15 protein-coding genes are annotated in these 21,544 nt (G+C 62.9%); 11 read left to right on the top strand and 4 right to left on the bottom strand.

Going from position 1 to position 21,544, the window contains the following annotated elements:
- Positions 1–62: 62 nt before the first annotated feature.
- The 4 genes from ACZ9HU_RS01190 to ACZ9HU_RS01175 are packed head-to-tail and all read left to right on the top strand — an operon-like array spanning position 63 to position 5,877.
- Positions 63–1,241, top strand: a complete 1,179-nt coding sequence (locus ACZ9HU_RS01190) for a TolC family protein (protein WP_476101365.1) — start codon at positions 63–65, stop codon at positions 1,239–1,241.
- Between the two features lie 4 nt (positions 1,242–1,245).
- Entirely contained in the window at positions 1,246–2,394 is a 1,149-nt protein-coding gene (locus tag ACZ9HU_RS01185) for an efflux RND transporter periplasmic adaptor subunit (protein WP_476101363.1), read from the top strand.
- Entirely contained in the window at positions 2,391–5,525 is a 3,135-nt protein-coding gene (locus ACZ9HU_RS01180) for an efflux RND transporter permease subunit (RefSeq protein ID WP_476101361.1), read from the top strand. The genes ACZ9HU_RS01185 and ACZ9HU_RS01180 overlap by 4 nt, the downstream gene beginning before the upstream one ends.
- Positions 5,526–5,538: 13 nt before the next feature.
- On the top strand, positions 5,539–5,877 hold the full coding sequence (locus tag ACZ9HU_RS01175; RefSeq protein WP_476101359.1) for a P-II family nitrogen regulator: 339 nt from the start codon (positions 5,539–5,541) through the stop codon (positions 5,875–5,877).
- A gap of 52 nt (positions 5,878–5,929) precedes the next feature.
- On the opposite strand, the gene ACZ9HU_RS01170 is transcribed toward ACZ9HU_RS01175, so the two are convergent.
- Both ACZ9HU_RS01170 and ACZ9HU_RS01165 read right to left on the bottom strand, forming a co-directional pair.
- Positions 5,930–6,841 carry an MlaA family lipoprotein gene (locus tag ACZ9HU_RS01170; RefSeq protein ID WP_476101357.1) on the bottom strand — a complete coding sequence of 304 codons (912 nt, stop codon included), beginning with the start codon at positions 6,839–6,841 and terminating at the stop codon, positions 5,930–5,932.
- A gap of 209 nt (positions 6,842–7,050) precedes the next feature.
- On the bottom strand, positions 7,051–7,935 hold the full coding sequence (locus ACZ9HU_RS01165; RefSeq protein WP_476101355.1) for a LysR family transcriptional regulator: 885 nt from the start codon (positions 7,933–7,935) through the stop codon (positions 7,051–7,053).
- 145 nt (positions 7,936–8,080) lie between these two features.
- Between ACZ9HU_RS01165 and ACZ9HU_RS01160 the strand changes: the two genes are divergently transcribed.
- The 4 genes from ACZ9HU_RS01160 to ACZ9HU_RS01145 are packed head-to-tail and all read left to right on the top strand — an operon-like array spanning position 8,081 to position 12,550.
- Entirely contained in the window at positions 8,081–9,976 is a 1,896-nt protein-coding gene (locus tag ACZ9HU_RS01160; protein WP_476101352.1) for an FUSC family protein, read from the top strand.
- Positions 9,973–10,206 carry a DUF1656 domain-containing protein gene (locus tag ACZ9HU_RS01155; protein ID WP_476101350.1) on the top strand — a complete coding sequence of 78 codons (234 nt, stop codon included), beginning with the start codon at positions 9,973–9,975 and terminating at the stop codon, positions 10,204–10,206. The genes ACZ9HU_RS01160 and ACZ9HU_RS01155 overlap by 4 nt, the downstream gene beginning before the upstream one ends.
- Positions 10,203–11,174: an HlyD family secretion protein gene (locus ACZ9HU_RS01150; RefSeq protein WP_476101348.1), complete on the top strand. Its 972-nt coding sequence runs from the start codon at positions 10,203–10,205 to the stop codon at positions 11,172–11,174. Before ACZ9HU_RS01155 ends, ACZ9HU_RS01150 begins: the two co-directional genes overlap by 4 nt.
- Positions 11,171–12,550 carry an efflux transporter outer membrane subunit gene (locus ACZ9HU_RS01145; RefSeq protein WP_476101346.1) on the top strand — a complete coding sequence of 460 codons (1,380 nt, stop codon included), beginning with the start codon at positions 11,171–11,173 and terminating at the stop codon, positions 12,548–12,550. Before ACZ9HU_RS01150 ends, ACZ9HU_RS01145 begins: the two co-directional genes overlap by 4 nt.
- 165 nt (positions 12,551–12,715) lie before the next feature.
- On the opposite strand, the gene ACZ9HU_RS01140 is transcribed toward ACZ9HU_RS01145, so the two are convergent.
- Together ACZ9HU_RS01140 and ACZ9HU_RS01135 are read right to left on the bottom strand one after the other, a co-directional pair.
- Positions 12,716–13,195: a hypothetical protein gene (locus tag ACZ9HU_RS01140; protein ID WP_476101344.1), complete on the bottom strand. Its 480-nt coding sequence runs from the start codon at positions 13,193–13,195 to the stop codon at positions 12,716–12,718.
- Positions 13,196–13,350: 155 nt separating this feature from the next.
- Positions 13,351–13,878, bottom strand: a complete 528-nt coding sequence (locus ACZ9HU_RS01135; protein ID WP_476101342.1) for a DNA-deoxyinosine glycosylase — start codon at positions 13,876–13,878, stop codon at positions 13,351–13,353.
- Between the two features lie 129 nt (positions 13,879–14,007).
- Between ACZ9HU_RS01135 and ACZ9HU_RS01130 the strand changes: the two genes are divergently transcribed.
- Genes ACZ9HU_RS01130 through ACZ9HU_RS01120 form a run of 3 tightly spaced genes read left to right on the top strand, consistent with a single transcriptional unit; the run spans position 14,008 to position 21,544 of the window.
- On the top strand, positions 14,008–15,213 hold the full coding sequence (locus ACZ9HU_RS01130; protein ID WP_476101340.1) for an efflux RND transporter periplasmic adaptor subunit: 1,206 nt from the start codon (positions 14,008–14,010) through the stop codon (positions 15,211–15,213).
- Positions 15,210–18,344, top strand: coding sequence for an efflux RND transporter permease subunit (locus ACZ9HU_RS01125; RefSeq protein ID WP_476101337.1), 3,135 nt, complete (start codon positions 15,210–15,212; stop codon positions 18,342–18,344). Before ACZ9HU_RS01130 ends, ACZ9HU_RS01125 begins: the two co-directional genes overlap by 4 nt.
- Complete coding sequence (locus ACZ9HU_RS01120) at positions 18,341–21,544, top strand: efflux RND transporter permease subunit (protein ID WP_476101334.1); 3,204 nt, start codon at positions 18,341–18,343, stop codon at positions 21,542–21,544. Before ACZ9HU_RS01125 ends, ACZ9HU_RS01120 begins: the two co-directional genes overlap by 4 nt.

Raw genomic sequence — 21,544 nt, 5'->3', positions numbered from 1 at the left:
TTCCATTACTGATGCGATTACACCATATTCTGGTGCCTTTTTTGCTGAGCAGCAGCAATGTTATGGCACAGGAAAGCTATACTCTGGAAAGTCTTGAGCGACTGGCTCAGGACACCAATCCTGCATTGCAAGCAGCGCAGCGTGATGTTGCCATTGCCCGCAGCGAGGTGAGTACAGCGCGCGCCCTGCCCAACCCCACGGTTGAATTCATGACCGGCCCCATGCGTTATAAGCCTGTGGCCAGCGGGATTTCCGGCAATGCGACCAGCTATAGTTTGACCCAGCCGCTCGACCTGCCCTTTTCGCGCACGCCGCGTATCGAGGCCGCACGCGCTGGCCTTGCCGCCAGCGAGGCGGGCTTTGCAGGCCAGGTGACCAACTGGCTCGCCAATCTGCGCATGGCCTATTACGATGTGCTGCGCCGCACCGCCGAACAGGTGGTGGCCGAAGAAGATGTCGGCATTGTCCGTTCGGTTCAGCAAAAGGTGGCGTTTAGCGTCAAGCAGGGCGAAACCGCCAAGTTCGAAGCGATCCGTACCGAGGCCGAATTGCTGAACGTGCAAAAGACGGCGGCGGCGGCAGCCTTGCGGGTGCAGCAGGCGCGGTCGCAATTGCGCATGTTGGTCGGCCCCGCCCTGCCGGAAAATTTCAAGGTGTCGGGGCGTTTGCAGGCCCTGCCCAAATTGCCCGCCTTTGACGAGCTGGTCGAGCAGGTCGCGTTGACCAACCCGGAACTGGTTCAGGCCCGCGCGCAAAAGGAACAGGCCCGCTATCGCCTGCGCACCGAGGAGGCCCAGCGTTTGCCGCAGGTCTCGCTGCGCGCCGAACGCAGCGGGGATGCCGAACAGGACCAGACCCGCTTTGGCGTCAGCGTCACCGTGCCGATCTGGGACCGCCGCAAGGGGCCGGTCGCGGCGGCCGAGGCGCAATTGTCGAAATCAACCTATGGTCTTGAGGCACGCGAATATGCGGTGCGTCAGGAATTGGTGATCGCCTATAAGCAGTACGAGATTGCCCAGAACACCGTGGCCGCGCTGGAAGGCGGCGTGGTGTCACAGGCGCAATCCGCGCTCAAGATCGCCGAGGCCGCCTATCGCTTTGGCGAGCGCGGGTTGATCGACGTTCTGGACGCCCAGCGCGTTTTCCGCGCGGCCCGCGCCGATCTTATCAACAGCCGTTACGACCTGGCCGTCGCGCTGGTCGAGATCCAGCGGCTCAGCTCCAATCTTGCGCAGAGATAAACCCATGAAAAAAATCCCCCTTTCGGCGCTGGTTCTCTCTCTGGCGCTTCCTTTGGCTCTTTCGGCATGCGGCGATGATGAAAAAGCCGCCAAGCCCAAGATCGATCCCGAAACCGTTGTCGCCGGCGCCAATATGCAGGGCCGCGTCAAAGTCGCCCCCGTTGGCGTAGAGCCGGTTTCCGACACATTGCGCGTCGCGGGCCAGATCACCTTTGACGAAAACCGCGTGGCGCGCATCGGCGCGACCGTGACGGGCCGCGTCACCGACATTGTCGCCAATATCGGCCAGAATGTCGGGCGCGGCACGGTTCTGGGCCGGATCAACAGTTCGGACCTTTCAACGCAGCAGCTCGCCTATCTGCGGGCGCGGTCGCAATATGAGCTGAACCGCCGCGCGGCCGAGCGTGCGCAGCAGCTTTACGCCGCCGATGTCATCGCCGCCGCCGAACTTCAGCGCCGCCAGAGCGAGGCCAATATTTCGCACGCGGAAATGCGCGCCGCCGCCGACCAACTCCGCCTTCTGGGCGTATCGGCATCGGCCTTGGGGCAATTGGGCGGTCAGGGGGTGATTTCTTCCTCCACCCCGATCCTCTCGACGATGAACGGCGTGGTGGTCGAACGCAATCTGGCGCTGGGCCAAGTGGTGCAGCCCGCCGACGCTTTGTTTGTCGTGGCCGATCTGGGCAAGCTGTGGGCCACCGCGCTGGTGCCCGAACAGCAGGTGCGTTTTGTCAAGCAAGGCCAGACCGTGGCGCTGGAAATCCCGGCGCTGGGCGGGGCCAAGCGTGAGAGCAAGCTGGTCTATGTCGGCCAGGTGGTCGACCCCAAGACCCGCACGGTCGTCCTGCGCACCGAACTGGACAATCGCGACGGACAGCTCAAGCCGCAAATGCTGGCCACCATGCTGGTGACCGCCGCGCCGGAAAGCCGCCCCGTGGTGCCCAATGCCGCCATCGTGCGTGAAAACAACAAGGACCACATCTTTGTCGAAACCGCGCCCAACAAATTCCGCATCCGCCCGGTCACGCTGGGCGATGACATGGGGGGCAAGCGGGTGGTGATTTCCGGCGTAAAGCCGGGTGAACGCATCGTCATTGACGGCGCATTCCACCTCAACAATGAACGCAACCGACAGGCGCTGGAAGGCCAATGATCCAGTCTCTGATACGCGCGGCGCTGCAACAGCGCCTGATCGTGATTGTGGTGGCCGCGGTGCTTTTGGGCTTTGGCCTGAACGCGGCCAACAATCTGTCGATTGACGCCTTTCCCGATGTGACCAACGTTCAGGTGCAGATCGCCACCGAAGCGCAGGGTCGCAGCCCGGAAGAGGTCGAACGCATGGCCACCGTCCCCATCGAGGTGGCGATGACGGGCCTGCCCGGACTTGAGGAAATGCGTTCGCTCAATAAGCCGAACCTTTCGCTCATCACTTTGGTGTTCACGGACAAGACCAACGTCTATTTCGCGCGCCAATTGGTGATGGAACGCCTGATCGAGGTCAGTTCCAAGATGCAGCCGGGGATTGCCCCGGTTCTTGGCCCGGTATCGACGGGTCTGGGCGAGGTGTATCAATATACGCTGGACAAGCCGGGCGACGGCAATGCGGTGTTGAGCCAGGAGGAATTGACCAAGCGTCGGACCATTCAGGACTGGGTGGTGCGCCCGCTGTTGCGCTCGATTCCGGGCGTGGCGGAAATCAATTCGCAGGGCGGCTTTGCCAAGCAATATCAGGTCTTGGTCAACCCCGATCAACTGCGCCACTATAATGTCAGCGTGGCCGAGGTCTATCAGGCCGTGGCGCGCAACAATGCCAATGCGGGCGGCGGCGTTTTGCCGCAATATGCCGAACAATTCCTGATCCGCGGCGTCGGCCTTGTCAAAAGCGAGGATGACCTGCGCAGCATCGTCATCCGTGAAAGCGCGGCAACGCCGGTTTACCTGCGCGATGTGGCCGAGGTGAAGATCGGTCCGGGCGTGCGCGACGGGGCGTTGATCAAGAATGGCGTAACCGAAAGCGTGGGCGGCATCGCCTTGATGATGGCGGGCGGCAATGCCAAGGCCATCGTCACCAAGATCAAGGCACGCGTCGAACAGATCAACAGCAAGGGCATGTTGCCCGATGATCTGCGGATCGTACCCTATTACGACCGTTCCGAACTGGTCGATGCGGCCATCCACACCGTGGTCAAGGTGTTGATGGAAGGCATCGTACTGGTGGTGATCGTGCTCTTCGTCTTCCTTGGCGACGTGCGGTCCTCGGTCATTGTGGTGTCCACATTGGTGCTGACGCCGCTGTTGACGTTCATCTGCATGAACTATCTGGGCATTTCGGCCAATCTCATGTCGCTGGGCGGGCTGGCCATTGCCATCGGCCTGATGGTCGACGGTTCGGTGGTGGTGGTGGAAAACGCCTTCCTCCTGCTGGGCCGCGCGCGCAATACAGGCGAGAGCAAGGTCCGCATCATCCTGCGCGCCGTGGTCGAGGTGGCGACACCTGTGATCTTTGGCGTGGGGATCATCATCCTCGTCTTCCTGCCGCTGATGACGTTGCAGGGGATGGAGGGCAAGATGTTTGCGCCTCTGGCCTATACGATCGCGATTGCGCTGGCAATTTCGCTGGTGCTGTCGCTGACCGTGACGCCGGTGCTGTCTTCCTATCTGCTCAAGGCGCCCAAGGCCCATGGCGATGGCCATGGTGGCGACGAAGAGGACCACGACACCCGCGTCATCAAGGTGATGAAGAAATATTACCTGCGGATGCTGCATTGGGCGCTGGGTCATGAAAAGCGCACGATCACGCTGGCCGTGGGAGGGTTTCTGGCGACGCTGGCAATCCTGCCCTTCCTTGGCACGGCCTTCATTCCCGAAATGAAGGAAGGGTCGGTCGTGCCCGGCATCAACCGCGTGCCCAACATCTCGCTCGATGAATCGATCAAGATTGAAATGGAGGGCATGCGCCTTGTCATGCAGGTGCCCGGCGTCAAATCCGCCGTTTCGGGCGTGGGTCGCGGCGAAAGCCCGGCCGACCCGCAGGGGCCGAACGAATCCACCCCCATCGTCAGCCTGAAACCGCGCGATGAATGGCCCAAGGGATGGAATCAGGACGACATTGCCGATGCGATGCGTGAAAAGCTGAAACAGCTTCCCGGTGTACAGATCGTTATGGCCCAGCCCATTTCCGACCGTGTGGACGAAATGGTGACCGGCGTGCGTTCGGACATCGCGGTCAAGGTGTTCGGCGATGACATGGACGAATTGAAGCGCGTGGCCGAAGACATCGCCCGCGTGGGTCAATCGCTTCAGGGCGCCGAGGATCTTCGCATCGAAAAGGTCAGCGGCCAGCAATATCTTTCGATCGAAATCGACCGTGCGGCGCTGGCCCGCTTTGGCCTGAACGTGGCCGATGTCAACGACCTGCTCGAAACGGCGGTGGGCGGCAAGGTGGCGACCGAAGTGTTCGAAGGCGAGCGCCGTTTCCCCGGCATCGTCCGCCTGCCCGAAGCCTATCGCAACAATATTGATGCGATCTCGAACCTGCTGATTACCTCGCCGGGCGGGGCGCAGGCGCGGCTTGCCGACGTTGCCAATGTCATCGTGTCGGACGGCCCGGCCCAGATCAGCCGCGAAATGGGCAAGCGCCGCATCGTCATCGGCATGAACGTCAAGGGCCGCGACCTTGGCGGTTTCGTGGCCGAGTTGCAGCAGAAGGTCGATGCGCAGATCAAGCTGCCCGAAGGCTATTACCTCGAATGGGGCGGCCAGTTCCAGAACATGGAACGCGCGCTGGGCCATTTGATGATCATCGTGCCGATCACGGTGGCGGCGATCTTCTTCCTGTTGTTTGTCCTGTTCAACTCACTGCGTCTGGCCTCGCTCATCATTCTGGTGCTGCCCTTTGCATCGATCGGCGGGATCGTGGGGCTGGCGGTGACGGGGGAATATCTGTCGGTGCCAGCCTCGGTAGGCTTTATCGCGCTCTGGGGCATTGCGGTGCTCAATGGCGTGGTGCTGGTCTCCTATATCCGCAACCTGCGTGACGAGGGCAAATCAGTGCGCGAGGCGGTGGTTCAGGGGGCAACCCTGCGTTTTCGCCCGGTGATGATGACGGCAACGGTGGCGCTTTTGGGCCTTATCCCCTTCCTGTTCGCCACCGGGCCGGGGTCGGAAGTGCAAAAGCCGCTGGCCATTGTGGTGATCGGGGGGCTGATCACCTCGACCGTGCTGACGCTGGTGGTGCTGCCCACCATCTATCGCTTCTTTGACGTTGAACGCGTGGAAGCCTGAGGGAGAATTCGCGATGGCCATGATTGAAATCCGCGCCGTGGTGCGCCCCAGCAGGGTCGAGATGCTGCGCGCGGCCCTGCGCCTTTTGCCCGAATTTCCCGGCATGACCGTGGCCAAGGTCGAAGGGTGCAGCGGCAGCGGAAAATTGGGCAACAACCCATGGACGATCAAACAGGATCTGGTCGATTTCTCGCCCAAATCCATGGTCTATATCGTCGTGGATGAAGCCAACGCCAAGCCGATCTACGACACGATCCGCCAGACCACCCGCACCGCGCGTCAGGGCGACGGGTTGATCTGGACCACGCGGGTTGAACAATGCCTGTTCATCGCCGCGGCGGACGAAAGCTGATCCCGCAGCGGATGGTCAAAATGAAAAGGGGGCGCAAATGCAGCCCCCTTTTTTATTCTTCCGGCGGCGTTTCCGTCCCATTGGGGTGGCGCAATTCCTCGATACGCTTGGCCCGGCGGCGCAGATAATTGTCACGCGTGGTCGTATAGGGGTCTGCCGCCTCGCGTTCCTGCTTGATCCGATCCTTGTTGACCAACCGGCGGTCAACGATGCCAAGCACAATCATCGGCACCAGAGCCGCTGCGGGGATCACATTGCCGCCAATCGCGGTGGGCAATGCCGCGCGGTCCACAATCCGCCCCGCAAGGTCGCGCAAGGTCGTTGAACCGAACAAGGGCATAAAGATATACGGCCCGTTACCCACGCCATAAAAACCCAGCGTGTCGGCAAAGCCATTCTCATGATAGCCAAGCTTGAACGGCTTGCGCTTGGCCATATCAAAGATACCGGCCAAACCAATGGTCGAATTGATAACAAAGCGGGCGATGGTTTCGCCCGTCTTGCCGATCTTGTGCTGCATCAGATAATTGGCGGCAATCACCGGTTCGCGCAGGTTATAAAGCACATTGTGAATGCCATCGCGCACAGGCGAAGGCACGACCGCCTCATACCCTTTGGAAAAAGGTTCAAGCACCGCACTGTCGAGCGCCTGCGTCACGGCAAAGGAGGCCATGTTGATCGCCCTGGCCGGGTCGGGCGCCAGGGGACGCGAGGACACCACGATCCCCGGCTCTTCCTCATGGTGCGCGCCATTGCGCGACGGTGCATTGGATGCGGCATGGTCCTGGGGCGCAAGCGCGCTATCATCCGCGCCATTCATCGCGCCATTCATCGCACTCGCAACGCCGGTCGTGTCGATGATCGGCCCATCCGCCACCGCCGCGCCGACCATCGACGCGCCCTGATCCACCGTAACAGCTTGATCAGGCGAGAAGGAAGAGGCCTGCTCCACACTTTGCGCCATAGCCGGTGTTGCCGCCAAAGCGCAAACCAGCGCCAGCCCTCCGGTCAGCCCCTTATTCCCAGCCCTGCGACCGAATCCGGTCTTTCCCCACATTCAAAAAACCCCCAGCTCAGGCCCCCGCCATTGCCCAACCCCTTTTAAGCACAGGAGACGGGCTGCCTAGTGGAAATTACGACATTTTGCGACAAAGCGGTTGGTAAATGTGCCGTTTAGGGAAATCCGCCGGCCATTAACGCATTTCTGGCAAAGGCCACACGCGGATGCCGCAAAGCAGCAGGCGACCACACCAGCGAATAGGCGTGAACCGGCCGTTCCACAGGCGCGGTGATTTCGGCCAATTCACCCCGCGCAATCAAATCCGCACAAAGATAGCCGGGCAAAGCGGACCAGCCAAAATCCTGCATCAACAAGCTGCGCAGACACCGCAAGTCCTGTCCCACTACGGCGGGGCTGACCGGGGGACCGGGCAGGCGGTTGTCGGTCAACCAATCTTCGACCAGCGGGCGTTCGAGATGATAGGCCAGAACAGGCTCTGCCATTAACGCCCGGCGCAGATCGGGCGCGGCCATGATCCGCGCCGCCACGCGCGGGGCGGCCACGGCGTAAACGCGTTCCTCATGGATGCGCGCGCTGCGCAAACGGCGATCCTGAAGATTATAGGCCGAAAGACCCAGATCATAATTGCCCTCGACCAGACCTTTACGAATGGCCTCGCGATCCCCGGTATGCAGGCTGATGCGCAGCCCTGAATGGAGCAGCGGCAACAGGCGCGGCGCCACCACCTCGGCAAGGAAATCGCCATGCCCGATCAACCGCACCGATCCGGTCATATCCGAGGATCGCGCCCGCGCCGCGGCCAGCGCCGCCTCGGCAATATCCAAGCGATCCCCCAGACTTGCGGCCAATTCCTCACCGGCCAAGGTCGGGATCACACCCTTGGGTTGCCGCTCGAACAGGTCGCGCTCGATCGCGGCCTCAAGGGCTGCGATATGTTGCGAAACCGCCGGTTGCGTCAGACCAAGGCTGCGCGCGGCCCCGCTGATCGAACGCTGGCGATAGACTTCGACAAAGGTGCGGAGATGTTGGAGCGACATAAGCCATTCCATAAATAATTTTATGGCTAAACGCCAGACTGCTGTATGGTATGCAACTGAGAGGGGGCCTAAGGCACAGGTGTCCCCCCCTCTGAGTCGCCCCAGTGATCAAACTGTTGCCCCCTTCTGCTCGCGGCGTTCGGCCATGACCTTTCCCAACTGGTCGGCTTGGTCCTATTCCGCAAAGACTGCTTTTGCCGCGCTTCTGGCGCTGTGGATCAGCCTGTTCGTCGGGCTGCCCATGCCGTTCTGGGCGATGAGCACAGCCTATATCGTATCGAGCCCGCTGTCGGGCGCAACCCGGTCCAAGGCGATCTATCGCGTGATCGGCACAGGCGGCGGCGCCACGATGGCGGTGGCGCTGGTGCCGATGCTGGTGGAATGGCCCGAACTGCTCAGCCTGGCCCTCGCGCTGTGGGTTGGGGGCACGCTGGCGATCTCGCTGCTCGACCGTTCGCCGCGGGCCTATATGCTGATGCTGGCGGGCTATACCGCTGCGATCATTGGTTTTCCAGCCGTGTCCCGTCCCGAGGCCGTGTTTGACATTGCCGTCGCGCGCGTCACCGAAATCGTGCTGGGCATCACCTGCGCCACACTGGCGCACAGCCTGTTATGGCCCAAATCGGTGGCCACCGCATTGGAGCCGCGCCTCAAGCGCTGGCTGGCCGATGCGCGGGCGTGGTATGACGATATTCTGGCCGGGGCAGAATTGACCACATCGCTGCGCGATCGTCAGCAATTGGCGGTGGATGCGGTGGATTGCACCTTGCTGGCCACACATATCCCCTTTGACACGTCGCATTGGCGCGAGGCAACGTCCAGCGTTCAGGCGCTTTTGCGCCGCATCCTGCTGTTGCTGCCGGTGCTGTCGGGCATGGCGGACCGGCGACGCGCCATCGGCGACGGGGATGATGCGTGGAACGGCCTGCTGCGCGAAAGCTATGAATTGCGGCGGCGCCAGGCGGGCGTGCTGCTCGACGAATGCGACTCGCTGCTCGCCCATCTGGCCCATCCGCAAAGCCCCTCGCCCCTGACGGCAAACGAGCAGAAGGGCACGATCGAACTGCATGCAGATCCGCTTTCGGCGCTGATCGCGGGCGTGGCGGCGACGCTGACCATTGTGGTGGTCTGCGCGATCTGGATCCTGTCGGGGTGGAATGATGGCGCGTCGGCGGCGGCGCTGGCGGGCGTGTTCTGCTGTCTGTTTGCGGCCATGGACAATCCGGTGCCCGCGATCCTCAATTTCGGCGCGGCTACCATGGCGGCCATGCCGCTGGCCGGCTTTTATCTCTTCTATGTCCTGCCCCAGATCGACGGGTTCTTTCAACTTGCGCTGGTGCTCTCCCCCTGTCTGCTGATTTTTGGCAGCCTGTTGCCCAACCCGCGCTATGGTCTGTTCTCGCTGGCGCTGATGATGGGTTTTTGCAGCACGCTGGCGCTTCAGGAAACCTATACCGCCGATTTCGCGCATTTCCTCAACACCAACCTTGCCCAATTCGTTGCAATGATTGTCGCGGCGGGCATGACGGCGGGTCTGACCACGATCAGCAAGGATGTGGCCATCGCCCGGTTGGGGCGGCGGATGCGGCGCAATCTGGTCTCGCTGGCGCGTGCGACCACCCCGCCCGATCCGCTGGCGGCGCTGGGTCGCAGCACGGACCAACTGGCGTTGATCACCCAGCGGTTGAGCGCGGAAACCGACACGGCGACAGCGGGCCTGCGCGACATTCGCATCGCGATGAACATTGTCCAGATCCAGCACCTGCGCGCCGCCGCGCCGCCGGCCCTGTCGGCCGCGCTCGACAATCTGCTGCGCCTTGGCGTGCAACTCTGGTCCAGCAAGGCGGAGGTCAAGGCGCCGCCCGAAATGCTGGACGCCATCGATGTCGCGCTGCGTTTGACGCAAAGCCAGCCCTTGCCGCAACTGGCAAGCTCGGCCACATTGATCACCGAACCGGAACAGGGGCGCGCCGCGCTGGTGGCGCTGCGCCGCAATCTGTTTCCGGGTGCCCCCGCCTTTCGCGCCGGAGGTTCCGCATGAGCGCTGAATATATCCTTGGCGGCATCTATATCGATGCGGCTCCTGTGCATGGCTGTATCGCTTTGCTGATTGCGCTGTTGTTGCATCGCTTTCTGATCGCCATCCGTTTTTATCGTTTTGTGTGGCATCCGGTGTTGTTTGATACCGCGATGTTCATCCTCGTCTGGGCGCTGGTCACGCTGTGGCTGCCCCCGCTTGTGCCTTCTCTGTTGCACGGACCTTTGTCATGACTCCCTCGCTTTCACCCACCGGCCAAAAGATCCTCCGCTATGCTGTCACTGGCGCGCTGGTGGCCGCGGCATTTGTGGCGGGGCGGGCGCTGATCACCTATTATCAGGCCGATCCATGGACCCGCGATGGCCGCATCCGCGCCGATGTGGTTCAGGTCGCGCCCGACGTGGCCGGATTGGTGACACAGGTGTTTGTGACCCACGATCAGGCCGTGCATAAGGGCGACGTCCTGTTCCAGATCGACCCGGCGCGCTTCGATCTGGCCATCCGTCAGGCCGACAGCCAGTTGCAGAGCGCGCAAGCCGATGTCACCCGCGCTCGCGCCGCGATCCAGAGCGCCAATGTCGTTCTGACACAGGCCCGCCGCGACGCGACCCGCAACCAGAAGCTGGGCGAATTGGTCGCCGCCGAATCCACCGAACAGAGCCAGTCCAAGGCCGCCGAAGCACAGGCCAAGGCCGCCGAGGCCAGTGCGATGCTGGCCGAAGCCGAGGCCCGCGTCACCGCCGCGCGCGATGCACGCGATCTGGCGCTGCTCAACCGGGCGCGCACGCGGGTTCTGGCCCCGACCGATGGCCATATGTCGGACCTCAACCTGCGCGTGGGCAATTATGTCAGCGCGGGCGCCCCGGTCATGGCGCTGATCGACACGGCATCCCTGCGCGTTGAGGGCTATTTTGAGGAAACCAAATTGCCCCATGTCCATGTGGGCCAAGCCGCCACGATCCGCATGATGGGCGAGAGCAAGGCGATGAAGGGCCATGTCGTCTCGCTGGCCGCGGCGATCGAGGATCACGATCGTCTGGCCAGTTCCAAGATGCTGCCCGCGATCAACCCTTCGTTCAGCTGGGTCCGTCTGGCCCAGCGCGTGCCGGTGCGGATCAAGCTGGACAATCCGCCCGCCGATATCGCCCTGATTGCCGGGCGGACGGCCTCGGTCACGCTGGCGCGGGATGGTGCAAAGTGAAGCGCGGTCTTCTGACGGCCTGCACCGCGCTGGCGCTTTCCGGCTGCGTGATGGGCCCCAATTATCAGGCGCCCAAACCCGTTTCGGCCAAGCTGTCCCAAGCCGACGGCATGACACAGCTTGCCCCCCTGCCCCCGCGCTGGTGGCATCTGTATGATGATCCGGTGCTGGATCGGCTGGAAGAACAGGCTTTGGCCGCCAACACCGAATTGCGCGTCGCGGCGGCATCGCTGGGCCGTGCCCGCGCGATGACCGAGGCGGCAGAGGGCGCCAATGAGCCGGAATTCTCCGTCGATGCCGCCGCCCAGCGCGCGCGCCTTTCGGGCGAATCCTATCTGCTGACCGAACCGCTGCCGGTGATGAACCTTGGCGCGATGGGCGGCGGGGTCAGCTATCAGTTCGACCTGTTCGGTCGCCTGAAACGCGGGGCCGAAGCCGCCCGCGCCGATGAAGCCGCCGTGGGCGCTCTGGCCGATGCGGTCAAGGTGACATTGGCCGCCGAGGTTGCGCGGTCCTATGTCGAGGTCTGCGGCGCGCAGGAAATGGAAGCCATCGTCGAACATTCGGTCGAAGTGCAGGAAAAACTGGTCGAATTTGCCGAACGGTTGCAGGCCGAAGGACGGGGCAGCGCGATCGAGGTTTCCGCCGCCAAGGCCCGTCTGGCCGACGCACGGGCGGCCCTGCCGCTCGACAAGATCAAGTCGCGCGCGGCGCTCTATCGCCTTGCCTTTCTGATGGGCCGCACGCCCGATGAATACCCGCGTGAGGCCGAAGCGTGTCACCACCTGCCCAAATTGTCGCAGCCGCTGCCCACCGGCGATGGCGCGGCCCTGATCGCGCGGCGCCCCGACATCCGCGCCGCCGAACGCCAGTTGGCCGCCGCAACGGCGCGCATCGGCGTCGCCACCGCCGAACTCTATCCACAGATCGGCATCGGCCTGACCGGCGGCACGACCGGCCTTCTGGCCGATCTGGGACAGGCCGCCGCCAACCGCTGGAGCATCGCGGGCCTGATCCGCTGGAATTTCCCCAGCGCCGGCCCCCGCGCCAAGGTCCGCGCCGCCAAGGCCGATACCGCCCGCGCTCTGGCCGTGTTCGACGGCAAGGTGCTGAACGCCCTGCGCGAAGTCCAGACCGCGATCAGCACCTATGGCGAAAACCACAACCGCCTCGTTTCATTGACCGAGGCCCGCGTCGCCGCCGATGAAACCGCCGACCAGCTCCGCCGATTGCGCGAGGGCGGCAAGGCAGCAGCCCAAGTCGACATCGGCGGGCGCAACACCGCGCTTCTGGCCGCGCAACGTGAGCAGGCTGCCAAGGAAACGCTGGTGCTGGATCAGATCAACCTGTTCCTCGCGCTTGGGGGCGGGTGGTGAGAATTTAAAGTTGCCTCCGGCGGGCAAAGGGCGGGGGCCCTTTGCAATCCCGATACTGTCCACGTTGCGCGAAAAGCGGAGCTGAAATGTCTGGGCGCTGAGCGTCTGATTTTGAAGGCCGCTGCGCGGCGGGGTTACATTCGAAAATTTAGGGGGAAACGGACGTCATCTAGCGCCTTTGTCGCGCAGGACCACACTGATACTGTCGCATGAACCGGAATGGAAAGGGGCTCCGCCTGTCCACCAAAAGCGGCGTTCATCGGTATGAGTAACGGTTAGGGCATCATTCGAAGACCAGACAACCGAAGCGCTTGCATCGCGGTAATGCGAGATTACCGCGCAACCCGCTAAATACCAATCGGGCAGCCATGATGATCTTACCATTACAACGATGTTTGGCACCCCACCGACGATCAGGCGCTCGACCTGTGCGGTGCGCTTTCCATCTGGCGAGCTGGCGCGTGAAAGCACTGTTCTCTTCGAATCAAGAAAGTATGCGGGCTCCGTGCCCCAGAACGGGAGGGTAATTTGCAATAGCAACCCACCAATTAAAATCATCAAGATGATATGATTGCGACGTTTCATCCAGTCATGATGCTCATCAAAAGCAACATCGACAATACCACTGGCTAGGGAATGTCTCATCTCCTTCCCGCGAAGCGGCTTAACGCCCCTCCTCTCCACCAACCCCAACGCCGCCGCCAAAACGCCACGCCGACATTATCGGGATTGCAAAGGGCCCCCGCCCTTTGCCCGCCGGAGGCACACTAAAACTCTAAACCGCCAACCCCCAAAACCCATCACAACCACACCCCCAACGCCTCCCACGCCGGTTGCTTCACGCCCAACCCCACCGCATGGGCCGGGCTGCTGGATGGCAGGGCGATCAGCGGCACAGGCGGATCGTCCCCCAATTGCGCCCGCCCGATGGCATAGGCCTTGGCCCCGTTGAACGCCATCGCGCGCAGGGCAGGCAAACCAGCCGCCGCGCGGCGCAAATCCCGCGGCTCCACCTCGCGCAGGTCGGCGTCCAGACTGCCGCGCCGCCGCGCGCTTTCCACCACATCCCACAATCCGATGCCCGCGCCCAACAACGCCGAGAGCCGCGCATCATAATCCATCGCCACCAGATCCGCCCCGACAACGGGTGACAGCAGCCGCCAGAACTGGTTGCGCGGGTGGGCATAATAGCGCCCCGCCGCCAGCGATTGCCGTCCGGGCAAACTGCCCAGCAACAAAAGCCGGGTTCGCGCATTAGCCACCATGCCGAAGGCCGTATCGCGGCCCTGATCGGGCGCGCCTGTCTGTTTTGATACGTTCTGTTGCAATTGACGATACTTTCTTCGTTGTCAGCCCGCCGCATTCTGCCCAATGTCATGGCCCGGCAAGTCTGGATCGCTTGCCGGGCCCTGATACCTTTTTGAAACACCGGCCTCGCCGCCGATGGAGTGTCCTTCATGTCCGATGTCCAGACCTATCCTTCGCCCGAAGAACAGCCCGCCCGCAAGCGTTGGCTGGCCTATGTCATGGTGGTGCTGGGGCTGGTGGCCGTGGCGCTGATCGGCAAATGGTTTGCAGGCGCGGGTGCGCAAAAGAACGCGCGATCGGGCCGTCCGGCGGCGGCGGTGTCGGCGGTGCCGGTGGGATTGGGCGACATGCCGGTACAGATCAACGCCATCGGCACGGTCACCCCCATCGATTCGGCCGCCGTGCGCAGCCAATTGTCGGGCACAGTTTTCTCGATCCAGTTCACCGAAGGCCAGATGGTGCGCGAAGGACAGGTGATCGCCCAGATCGACCCGCGCCCCTATCGCCTCAGCCTCGCGCAGGCCGAAGGGACGCTGGCCAAGGACATGGCGCAGCTCAATTCGGCGAAACTTGACCTCAAGCGCTATGAAACGCTGGCCTCGCAGGATTCGGTGGCGCGCCAGACACTCGACACCCAGCGCGCCACGGTGGGCCAGTTGGAAGGCACCGTCGCCGCCGACCGCGCCGCCGTCGGCACGGCCAAGCTGAATTTGCAATATACCGCGGTCAAGGCGCCATTTTCGGGCCGCATCGGTCTGCGTCAGGTTTCGGTGGGCGCCTATGTCACCCCGTCCGACACGGCGGGCATTGCCACGATCACGCGCACCGATCCCATCGATGTCGCCTTTACCGTGCCGCAGGGTGATCTCAACGCCATTGCCGCCAAGGGCAGCGGATTGCCCGTCATCGCCTATGATCAGGATGGCAAGACGCAGTTGGCGCAGGGCACTTTCTCGACCTTTGACAATCAGATCGACACGACCACCGGCACGATCAAGGCCAAGGCGCGTTTCAGCAACCCCGCCTCGGCCAAGGCTTTGTTCCCCAATCAGTTCGTCAATGTAAAGATGCTGGTTGATACATTGCGTCAGGTGCCGGTGGTGCCGGTTTCGGCGCTGCGTCACGGCGCGCCGGGCGATTTCGTTTTCGTGGTGCAATCGGACAAGAAGGTCAAACTGACCGTGGTCAAGGTCGGGCCCAGCGATGGCAAGAACACCGCGATCCTTGGCGGATTGGCCAAGGGTCAGATGGTGGTGGCCGAAGGCGCGGATGGGCTGGATGACGGTTCAACCGTGCGTCTGGCCGGCGCCGGAGGACCGCAAGGGGCAAAGGGCAAGCGCAAGGCAGCCCAATGAGCGCGCACGTCGAACCTGTGACCGCACAGCCCGCAAGCGGCGGCCCTTCGCGGCCCTTCATCCTGCGCCCTGTGGCCACCACGTTGATGATGATCGCGCTCTTGCTGGCCGGTTTCATCGCGTGGAAGCAATTGCCGCTCTCGGCCCTGCCGCAGGTGGATTATCCCACGATACAGGTGCGCACGCTCTATCCCGGCGCCAGCCCGGATGTGATGGCATTAACCGTCACCAGTCCGCTGGAGAGGCAATTCGGCCAGATGCCGGGGCTGACCCGCATGACGTCGAATTCATCGGGCGGGGCCTCGGTCATCACGCTGCAATTCGATCTTAACATGGCGCTGGATGTGGCCGAGCAACAGGTGCAGGCCGCGATCAATGCGGCCAACAGCCTGCTGCCATCGGACCTTCCCGCGCCGCCGGTCTATGCCAAGGTGAACCCCGCCGATGCGCCGGTCATTACCCTTGGCGTATCATCCAAAACCCGCCCGCTGGGCGAGGTGCAGGGGATTGTCGAGCGGCAGTTTTCAAACAAGATCGCGCAGGTTTCCGGCGTGGGTCTGGTCAGCCTGTCGGGCGGACAGCGCCCCGCCGTGCGGATCATCGCCAATGTCGGCGCGCTGGCGACGCGGGGCCTCAGCCTCGAAAGCATCCGCAGCGCGATTTCCAACGCCAATGTCAACATGGCGAAGGGCAGCTTTGACGGGGCCACCAAAAGCTGGACCATCGACGCCAATGATCAATTGGGCAGCGCGAAGGATTACGCCGATCTGGTCGTCTCCTATGCCAATGGCGCGCCAATCCGCCTGTCCGATGTGGCCAGCGTGGAATCGGGCGTGGAAAACACCCGCACCGCCAGTTGGATGAACAAACAAAGCGCCGTCATCATCGACGTGCAGCGCCAGCCCGGCGCCAATGTCATCGCCACGGTTGACGCGATCAAGGCGGCCCTGCCGGACCTGACCGCGCAATTGCCCGCCGATGTGAAGGTCAAGGTTCTGACCGACCGTACCGAGGGCATCCGCGCCAGCGTCGAGGATGTGCAGTTTGAACTGGTTCTGGCCGTGCTGCTGGTCGTGCTGGTGATCTTCCTGTTTCTAGGCAGCATGCGCGCAACAATGGTGGCGGCGATTTCGGTGCCTCTGTCGCTGGTCGGAGCCTTTGCGGCGATGTGGGCGCTGGGCTTTTCGATCAACAATCTGACGCTGATGGCGCTGACCATCGCCAGCGGGTTTGTGGTCGATGACGCCATCGTCGTGATCGAAAACATCGCCCGCTATGTCGAGGAAGGGATGAAGCCTTTTGACGCGGCGCTCAAAGGCGCCAGCGAGATCGGCTTTACCATCATCAGCCTGACCGTCAGCCTGATTGCCGTGCTGATCCCGCTGCTGTTCATGGGCGATGTGGTGGGGCGGTTGTTCCGTGAATTTGCTATTTCGCTGGCCGTCACCATTGCGCTTTCCGCTCTTGTGGCCCTGACCGCCGTGCCGATGCTGGCCGCGCGCTGGTTGAAACCGGAGCATGAAGAGCGCCGCTTTGCGATCGTGGACAAGGCGATGCATCAATTCGACCGCCTTGCCGCCGCCTATGCCCGCGCGCTGGGCTGGGTGATGGCGCGTTCGGGGCTGACCATGCTGGTCTTTGCCGGGTCGGTGGCGTTTACGGCCCTGTTGTTCTGGGGCATTCCCAAGAACCTGTTCCCGACGCAGGACACCGGCCAAATCCGCGTCACACTCGTCGCGGCGCAAGACATCAGCTTTACCCATATGGCCCAGTTGCAACAGCAGGTGGCGGCCAAGATGCTCGAAGATCCCGGCGTGGAATCCTTGTCCTCCAGCGTGGGCGTCGATGGCACCAACACGACCGTTAATCAGGGGCGGATGGTCATTAACCTGAAACCCATCAGCGAGCGCGAAGGTCAGGAGGCGATCATGGCCTCGCTGCGTGATCGCGCATCGGGCGTGGCGGGGGTTCAACTCTATTTCCAGCCGGTGCAGGATCTGACCATCGACACCGAAACGGGCCTGACGCCCTATCGCTTTGCCCTGCATGGCGCGGATCAGGCGACGGTCAACACCTGGGGCCTGAAACTGGCCAAGGCGCTGAATTCGGAAGCCTCGCTGCGCGATGTCAACGCGCCGGCGCTGGGCGAAGGGCGCAGCGTGATCGTGGACGTCAACCGCGACGCCGCCGCGCGTCTGGGCCTTTCGGTGCTGAGCGTCGATAATGCCCTGTACGATGCCTTTGGCCAGCGCATCATCTCGACCATCTATACCCAATCCAGCCAGAACCGCGTGATCCTGTCGGCCAATCAGCAAATGTTGTCCGATCCGCAAAGCCTGCAACAGCTCTATATCCCGCTGTCCTCGGGCACGCAGGTGCCGCTGGGCACGATCGCCACAATTCGCGAAGGGACCAGCCCGCTGGTTCTGGCGCGTGAAGGGCAATTCCCCTCGGCCACGATCGGCTTTGACGTGACGCCGGGCGTGTCGCTGGGCCATGCGGTGGACCGGATCGAGCAGGTGGCCAAGGATCTGGGCATGCCTTCGTCGCTGACGATGGATTTTTCGGGGTCGGCTTCGGCGTTTCGTTCGGCGCTGGCCAATGAATTGGTGCTGGTGCTGGCCGCGATCATCACGGTCTATATCGTGCTGGGCGTGCTGTATGAGAGTTTCATCCATCCCGTCACGATCCTCTCCACCCTGCCCTCGGCGGGCGTGGGGGCGCTGATCGCGCTGGCGCTGACCTCTTATGGGTTAGGGGTGATCGGCATTATCGGCATCGTGCTGCTGATCGGCATTGTGAAAAAGAACGCGATCATGATGATCGACTTTGCCATCGCGGCCATGCGCGAAGAAGGCATGGCCGCCGAAGAAGCGATCAAGCGCGCCGCGCATCTGCGTTTCCGCCCGATCATGATGACCACCTTTGCCGCACTCTTTGCCGCAGTACCTATGATTTTCGGGTCGGGCATGGGTCATGAATTGCGCCAACCTTTGGGCCTGTCCATCGCGGGGGGCCTGATCCTGTCGCAAGTCCTGACCCTGTTCACCACGCCGGTGATCTTCCTTGCCTTTGAAAACTGGCGTGAACGCCGCGCCGCGCGCAAGGGCCATGGGGAGTTGCCTGCGTGAACATCTCCGGCCCCTTTATCCGGCGGCCCGTCGGCACGATCCTGCTGACCATCGGCCTGGCGCTGGCGGGGATTGCGGCGTTTTTTCAACTGCCCGTCGCGCCCTTGCCCCGCGTGGACATCCCCACCGTCATGGTGCAGGCCAACATGCCCGGCGCGAGTCCGTCAACCATGGCCAGCACCGTGGCCAGCCCGCTGGAACGGCGATTGGGCACGATTGCGGGCGTGACGGAAATGACCTCGCGATCGTCGCTGGGTTCATCGCAAGTCGTGCTGCAATTTGACCTCAACCGCAACATTGACGGGGCCGCCCGCGATGTTCAGGCCGCCATTGCCGCCGCGCGCGCCGATTTGCCCAGCACGCTCAAAACCAATCCCACCTATCGCAAGATGAACCCGGCCGATGCGCCGATCCTGATCCTTGCCCTGACCAGCCCGACCCGCACACCCGATCAGATCTATGATGCGGTGTCCAATATCGTTCAGCAAAAGCTGTTGCAGGTAAAGGGCGTGGGCAATGTCGAACTGGGCGGCGCGGCCTTACCGGGGGTGCGGATCGAGATCAACCCGATGCAGTTGGCGCAGGCCGGGATCGGGCTGGAGGATGTGCGCACCGCCCTGCAATCGGCCAGCGCCAACCGGCCCAGAGGCGTGCTGGAGGGGATCGACATTTCCAAGGGCGGTTTGTCCTGGCAGATCTATTCCAACGCCGCCGCGTTAAAGGCTGCTGACTTTGCCCCGATGATCATCGCATGGCGCAACGGTGCCCCGGTGCGCCTGTCCGACATTGCCCGCGTGGTCGATGGGCCGGAAGAATTGCACACGATGGGCCTGTTCAACGGCAAAAAGTCGGTGCCGATCATCGTCACGCGCCAACCCGACGCCAATATCGTCGAAACGGTCGATGCTTTGCGCGCGCAGGTGCCGGCGCTTCAGGCGCTGCTGCCCGCTGATATCAAATTGTCTATCGCCACCGACCGCACGATCACGATCCGCTCATCCCTGCATGAAGTGGAAATCGCGCTGCTCGTCTCCACGCTGCTGGTGGTGATCGTGGTCAGCGTGTTTCTGCAAAGCTGGCGCGCGACGCTGATCCCGGCCGCCGCCGTGATCGTCTCGCTGCTGGGCACGCTGGGGGTGATGTATCTGTCGGGTTTCCTGCTCGACAATCTCTCGCTCATGGCGCTGACCGTGGCGACGGGGTTTGTGGTGGACGATGCCATCGTCGTGGTCGAAAACATTGCCCGCCATGTCGAAGAAGGGATGGCGCCCCTGCCCGCCGCCCTGCGCGGCGCGCGTGAGGTGGGCTTTACCGTGCTGTCCATCTCGCTGTCGCTGGTCGCGGTGTTTGTGCCGTTGATCTTCATGGGCGGGGTGATGGGGCGATTGATGCGCGAATTTGCGCTGACCATGACGGCGGCGGTGGGCATCAGCCTGATCGCCAGCCTGACCGTAACCCCGATGCTGGCCAGCCGCGTTCTGGCCGCGCCGGGGACGGAAAAGGACAATGCGGTTTTCCGGGCCTCGCGCCGGTTCTTTGACGGGCTTCATGCCCGTTATGCGCGGCGGCTGGACTGGGCCTTGAACCATCGCGGACCGGTGCTGCTACTGTTGCTGGGCGCGGTGATTTTGAACGTGTTCCTGATCGTGGTCGCGCCCAAGGGATTGTTGCCGCAACAGGATACGGGCGCGATGACCGGCGGCCTGCGCGTCGATCAATCCATGTCCTTTACCGCCACCTCGGAAAAGCTGACGCAGGCGGCCAATATCATCCGGGCCGATCCGGCGGTCGCGACGCTGGTGGCGTTCACGGGCGGCGGGCGCGCGGGTTCGGGCTTTATGTTCGTGAACCTCAAACCGCGCGGCGAACGCCCGCCGATCACCGATGTCATCGCCCGCCTGCGCCCCAAACTGGCGCGGGTGCGGGGGGTCAGCGTGTTTTTAAACCCGGTGCAGGATTTGCAGGCGGGCGGGCGCCAGACCAGCGCGTCCTATCAATATGTCCTGCACGCCGAAAGCGCCCAGATGCTGCGCGAGGCGGGGGAAAAGCTGGTCAAGGCCCTCAAGGCGCAACCCCAAGCGATCACCGACGTCGATATTGACCAGCAGGACGCAGGCGCCAGCACCTATGTCACCGTCGACCGCAACCGCGCGGCCAGCCTTGGCATTGCGATGAACACCATCGACCAGACGCTCTATGACGCCTTTGGCCAGCGGCAGGTCGCCTCGATCTATCAAGGGCTGAACCAATATCACGTGGTGATGGAGGCCGACCCCATCTATTCCGGGCGGCCAGAGGCGCTGAACAACCTGTACCTGCCTGTGGGGGGCAAATTGTCCTCGTCCACCACGGCCACCAACGCCAACGCCGCGCTGGGCAACAATGCGGCCAAGGGCAGCGCGGTGAGTTCGAGCGCCACGTCGCAGGTGCCGCTCTCCACCGTGGCGACATGGGCCAACGCATCGACCGCGGCCAGCGTCAGCCATACCGACGGCGAACCCTCGGCGACGATCTCGTTCAACCTGCCGCCGGGCCTGTCGCTGGGCCAGGCGGCGCAGACCATTGCCACAACGCAGGCCAGCCTTGCCCTGCCCGCCAGTGTCCATGGCGATTTCGGCGGCACGGCCAAGGTGTTCCAGCAATCGACCGGATCGATGCCGTTGCTGATCGTGGCGGCGATCGTCACGATCTATATCGTGCTGGGCATTTTGTATGAAAGCGCGATCCACCCGCTGACGGTGCTTTCCACCCTGCCCTCGGCGGGCGTGGGGGCGATTTTTGCCCTGATCGTCACCGGGGGGCAATTCGACATTATCGCGCTGATCGGGGTCGTGCTGCTGATCGGTATTGTGAAGAAGAACGCGATCCTGATCATCGATTTCGCCATCGAATCCGAACGGTCGCGGGGCATGTCCTCGTTTGACGCCATTCGTGAGGCCAGCCTGCTGCGTTTCCGCCCGATCCTGATGACCACGCTGGCCGCCGCTTTGGGCGCGCTGCCTCTGGCCATCGGGTTTGGTGACGGGGCGGAATTGCGCCGTCCGCTGGGCATTGCCATCGTGGGCGGCTTGATCGTCAGCCAGATGTTGACGCTGTTGACCACGCCGGTGGTTTATCTGGCGCTGGACAAATGGCGTCGCCGTTCGCCCCATGAACATCTGTTGGCTCGCCATGGCGATGCTGAACCTTTGGAAGCCTGA

This window comes from Novosphingobium sp. Sphag1I (assembly GCF_056279125.1).
This window is presented reverse-complemented; position numbering and strand designations above follow the sequence as displayed.

Excerpts from the sequence above, each read along its gene's own strand:
- ACZ9HU_RS01190 (WP_476101365.1), top strand. The coding sequence starts at position 63 with ATGGCACAGGAAAGCTATACTCTGGAAAGTCTTGAGCGACTGGCTCAG.
- ACZ9HU_RS01185 (WP_476101363.1), top strand. The coding sequence starts at position 1,246 with ATGAAAAAAATCCCCCTTTCGGCGCTGGTTCTCTCTCTGGCGCTTCCT.
- ACZ9HU_RS01180 (WP_476101361.1), top strand. The coding sequence starts at position 2,391 with ATGATCCAGTCTCTGATACGCGCGGCGCTGCAACAGCGCCTGATCGTG.
- ACZ9HU_RS01175 (WP_476101359.1), top strand. The coding sequence starts at position 5,539 with ATGGCCATGATTGAAATCCGCGCCGTGGTGCGCCCCAGCAGGGTCGAG.
- ACZ9HU_RS01170 (WP_476101357.1), bottom strand. The coding sequence starts at position 6,841 with ATGGCGCAAAGTGTGGAGCAGGCCTCTTCCTTCTCGCCTGATCAAGCT.
- ACZ9HU_RS01165 (WP_476101355.1), bottom strand. The coding sequence starts at position 7,935 with ATGTCGCTCCAACATCTCCGCACCTTTGTCGAAGTCTATCGCCAGCGT.
- ACZ9HU_RS01160 (WP_476101352.1), top strand. The coding sequence starts at position 8,081 with ATGACCTTTCCCAACTGGTCGGCTTGGTCCTATTCCGCAAAGACTGCT.
- ACZ9HU_RS01155 (WP_476101350.1), top strand. The coding sequence starts at position 9,973 with ATGAGCGCTGAATATATCCTTGGCGGCATCTATATCGATGCGGCTCCT.
- ACZ9HU_RS01150 (WP_476101348.1), top strand. The coding sequence starts at position 10,203 with ATGACTCCCTCGCTTTCACCCACCGGCCAAAAGATCCTCCGCTATGCT.
- ACZ9HU_RS01140 (WP_476101344.1), bottom strand. The coding sequence starts at position 13,195 with ATGAGACATTCCCTAGCCAGTGGTATTGTCGATGTTGCTTTTGATGAG.
- ACZ9HU_RS01130 (WP_476101340.1), top strand. The coding sequence starts at position 14,008 with ATGTCCGATGTCCAGACCTATCCTTCGCCCGAAGAACAGCCCGCCCGC.
- ACZ9HU_RS01125 (WP_476101337.1), top strand. The coding sequence starts at position 15,210 with ATGAGCGCGCACGTCGAACCTGTGACCGCACAGCCCGCAAGCGGCGGC.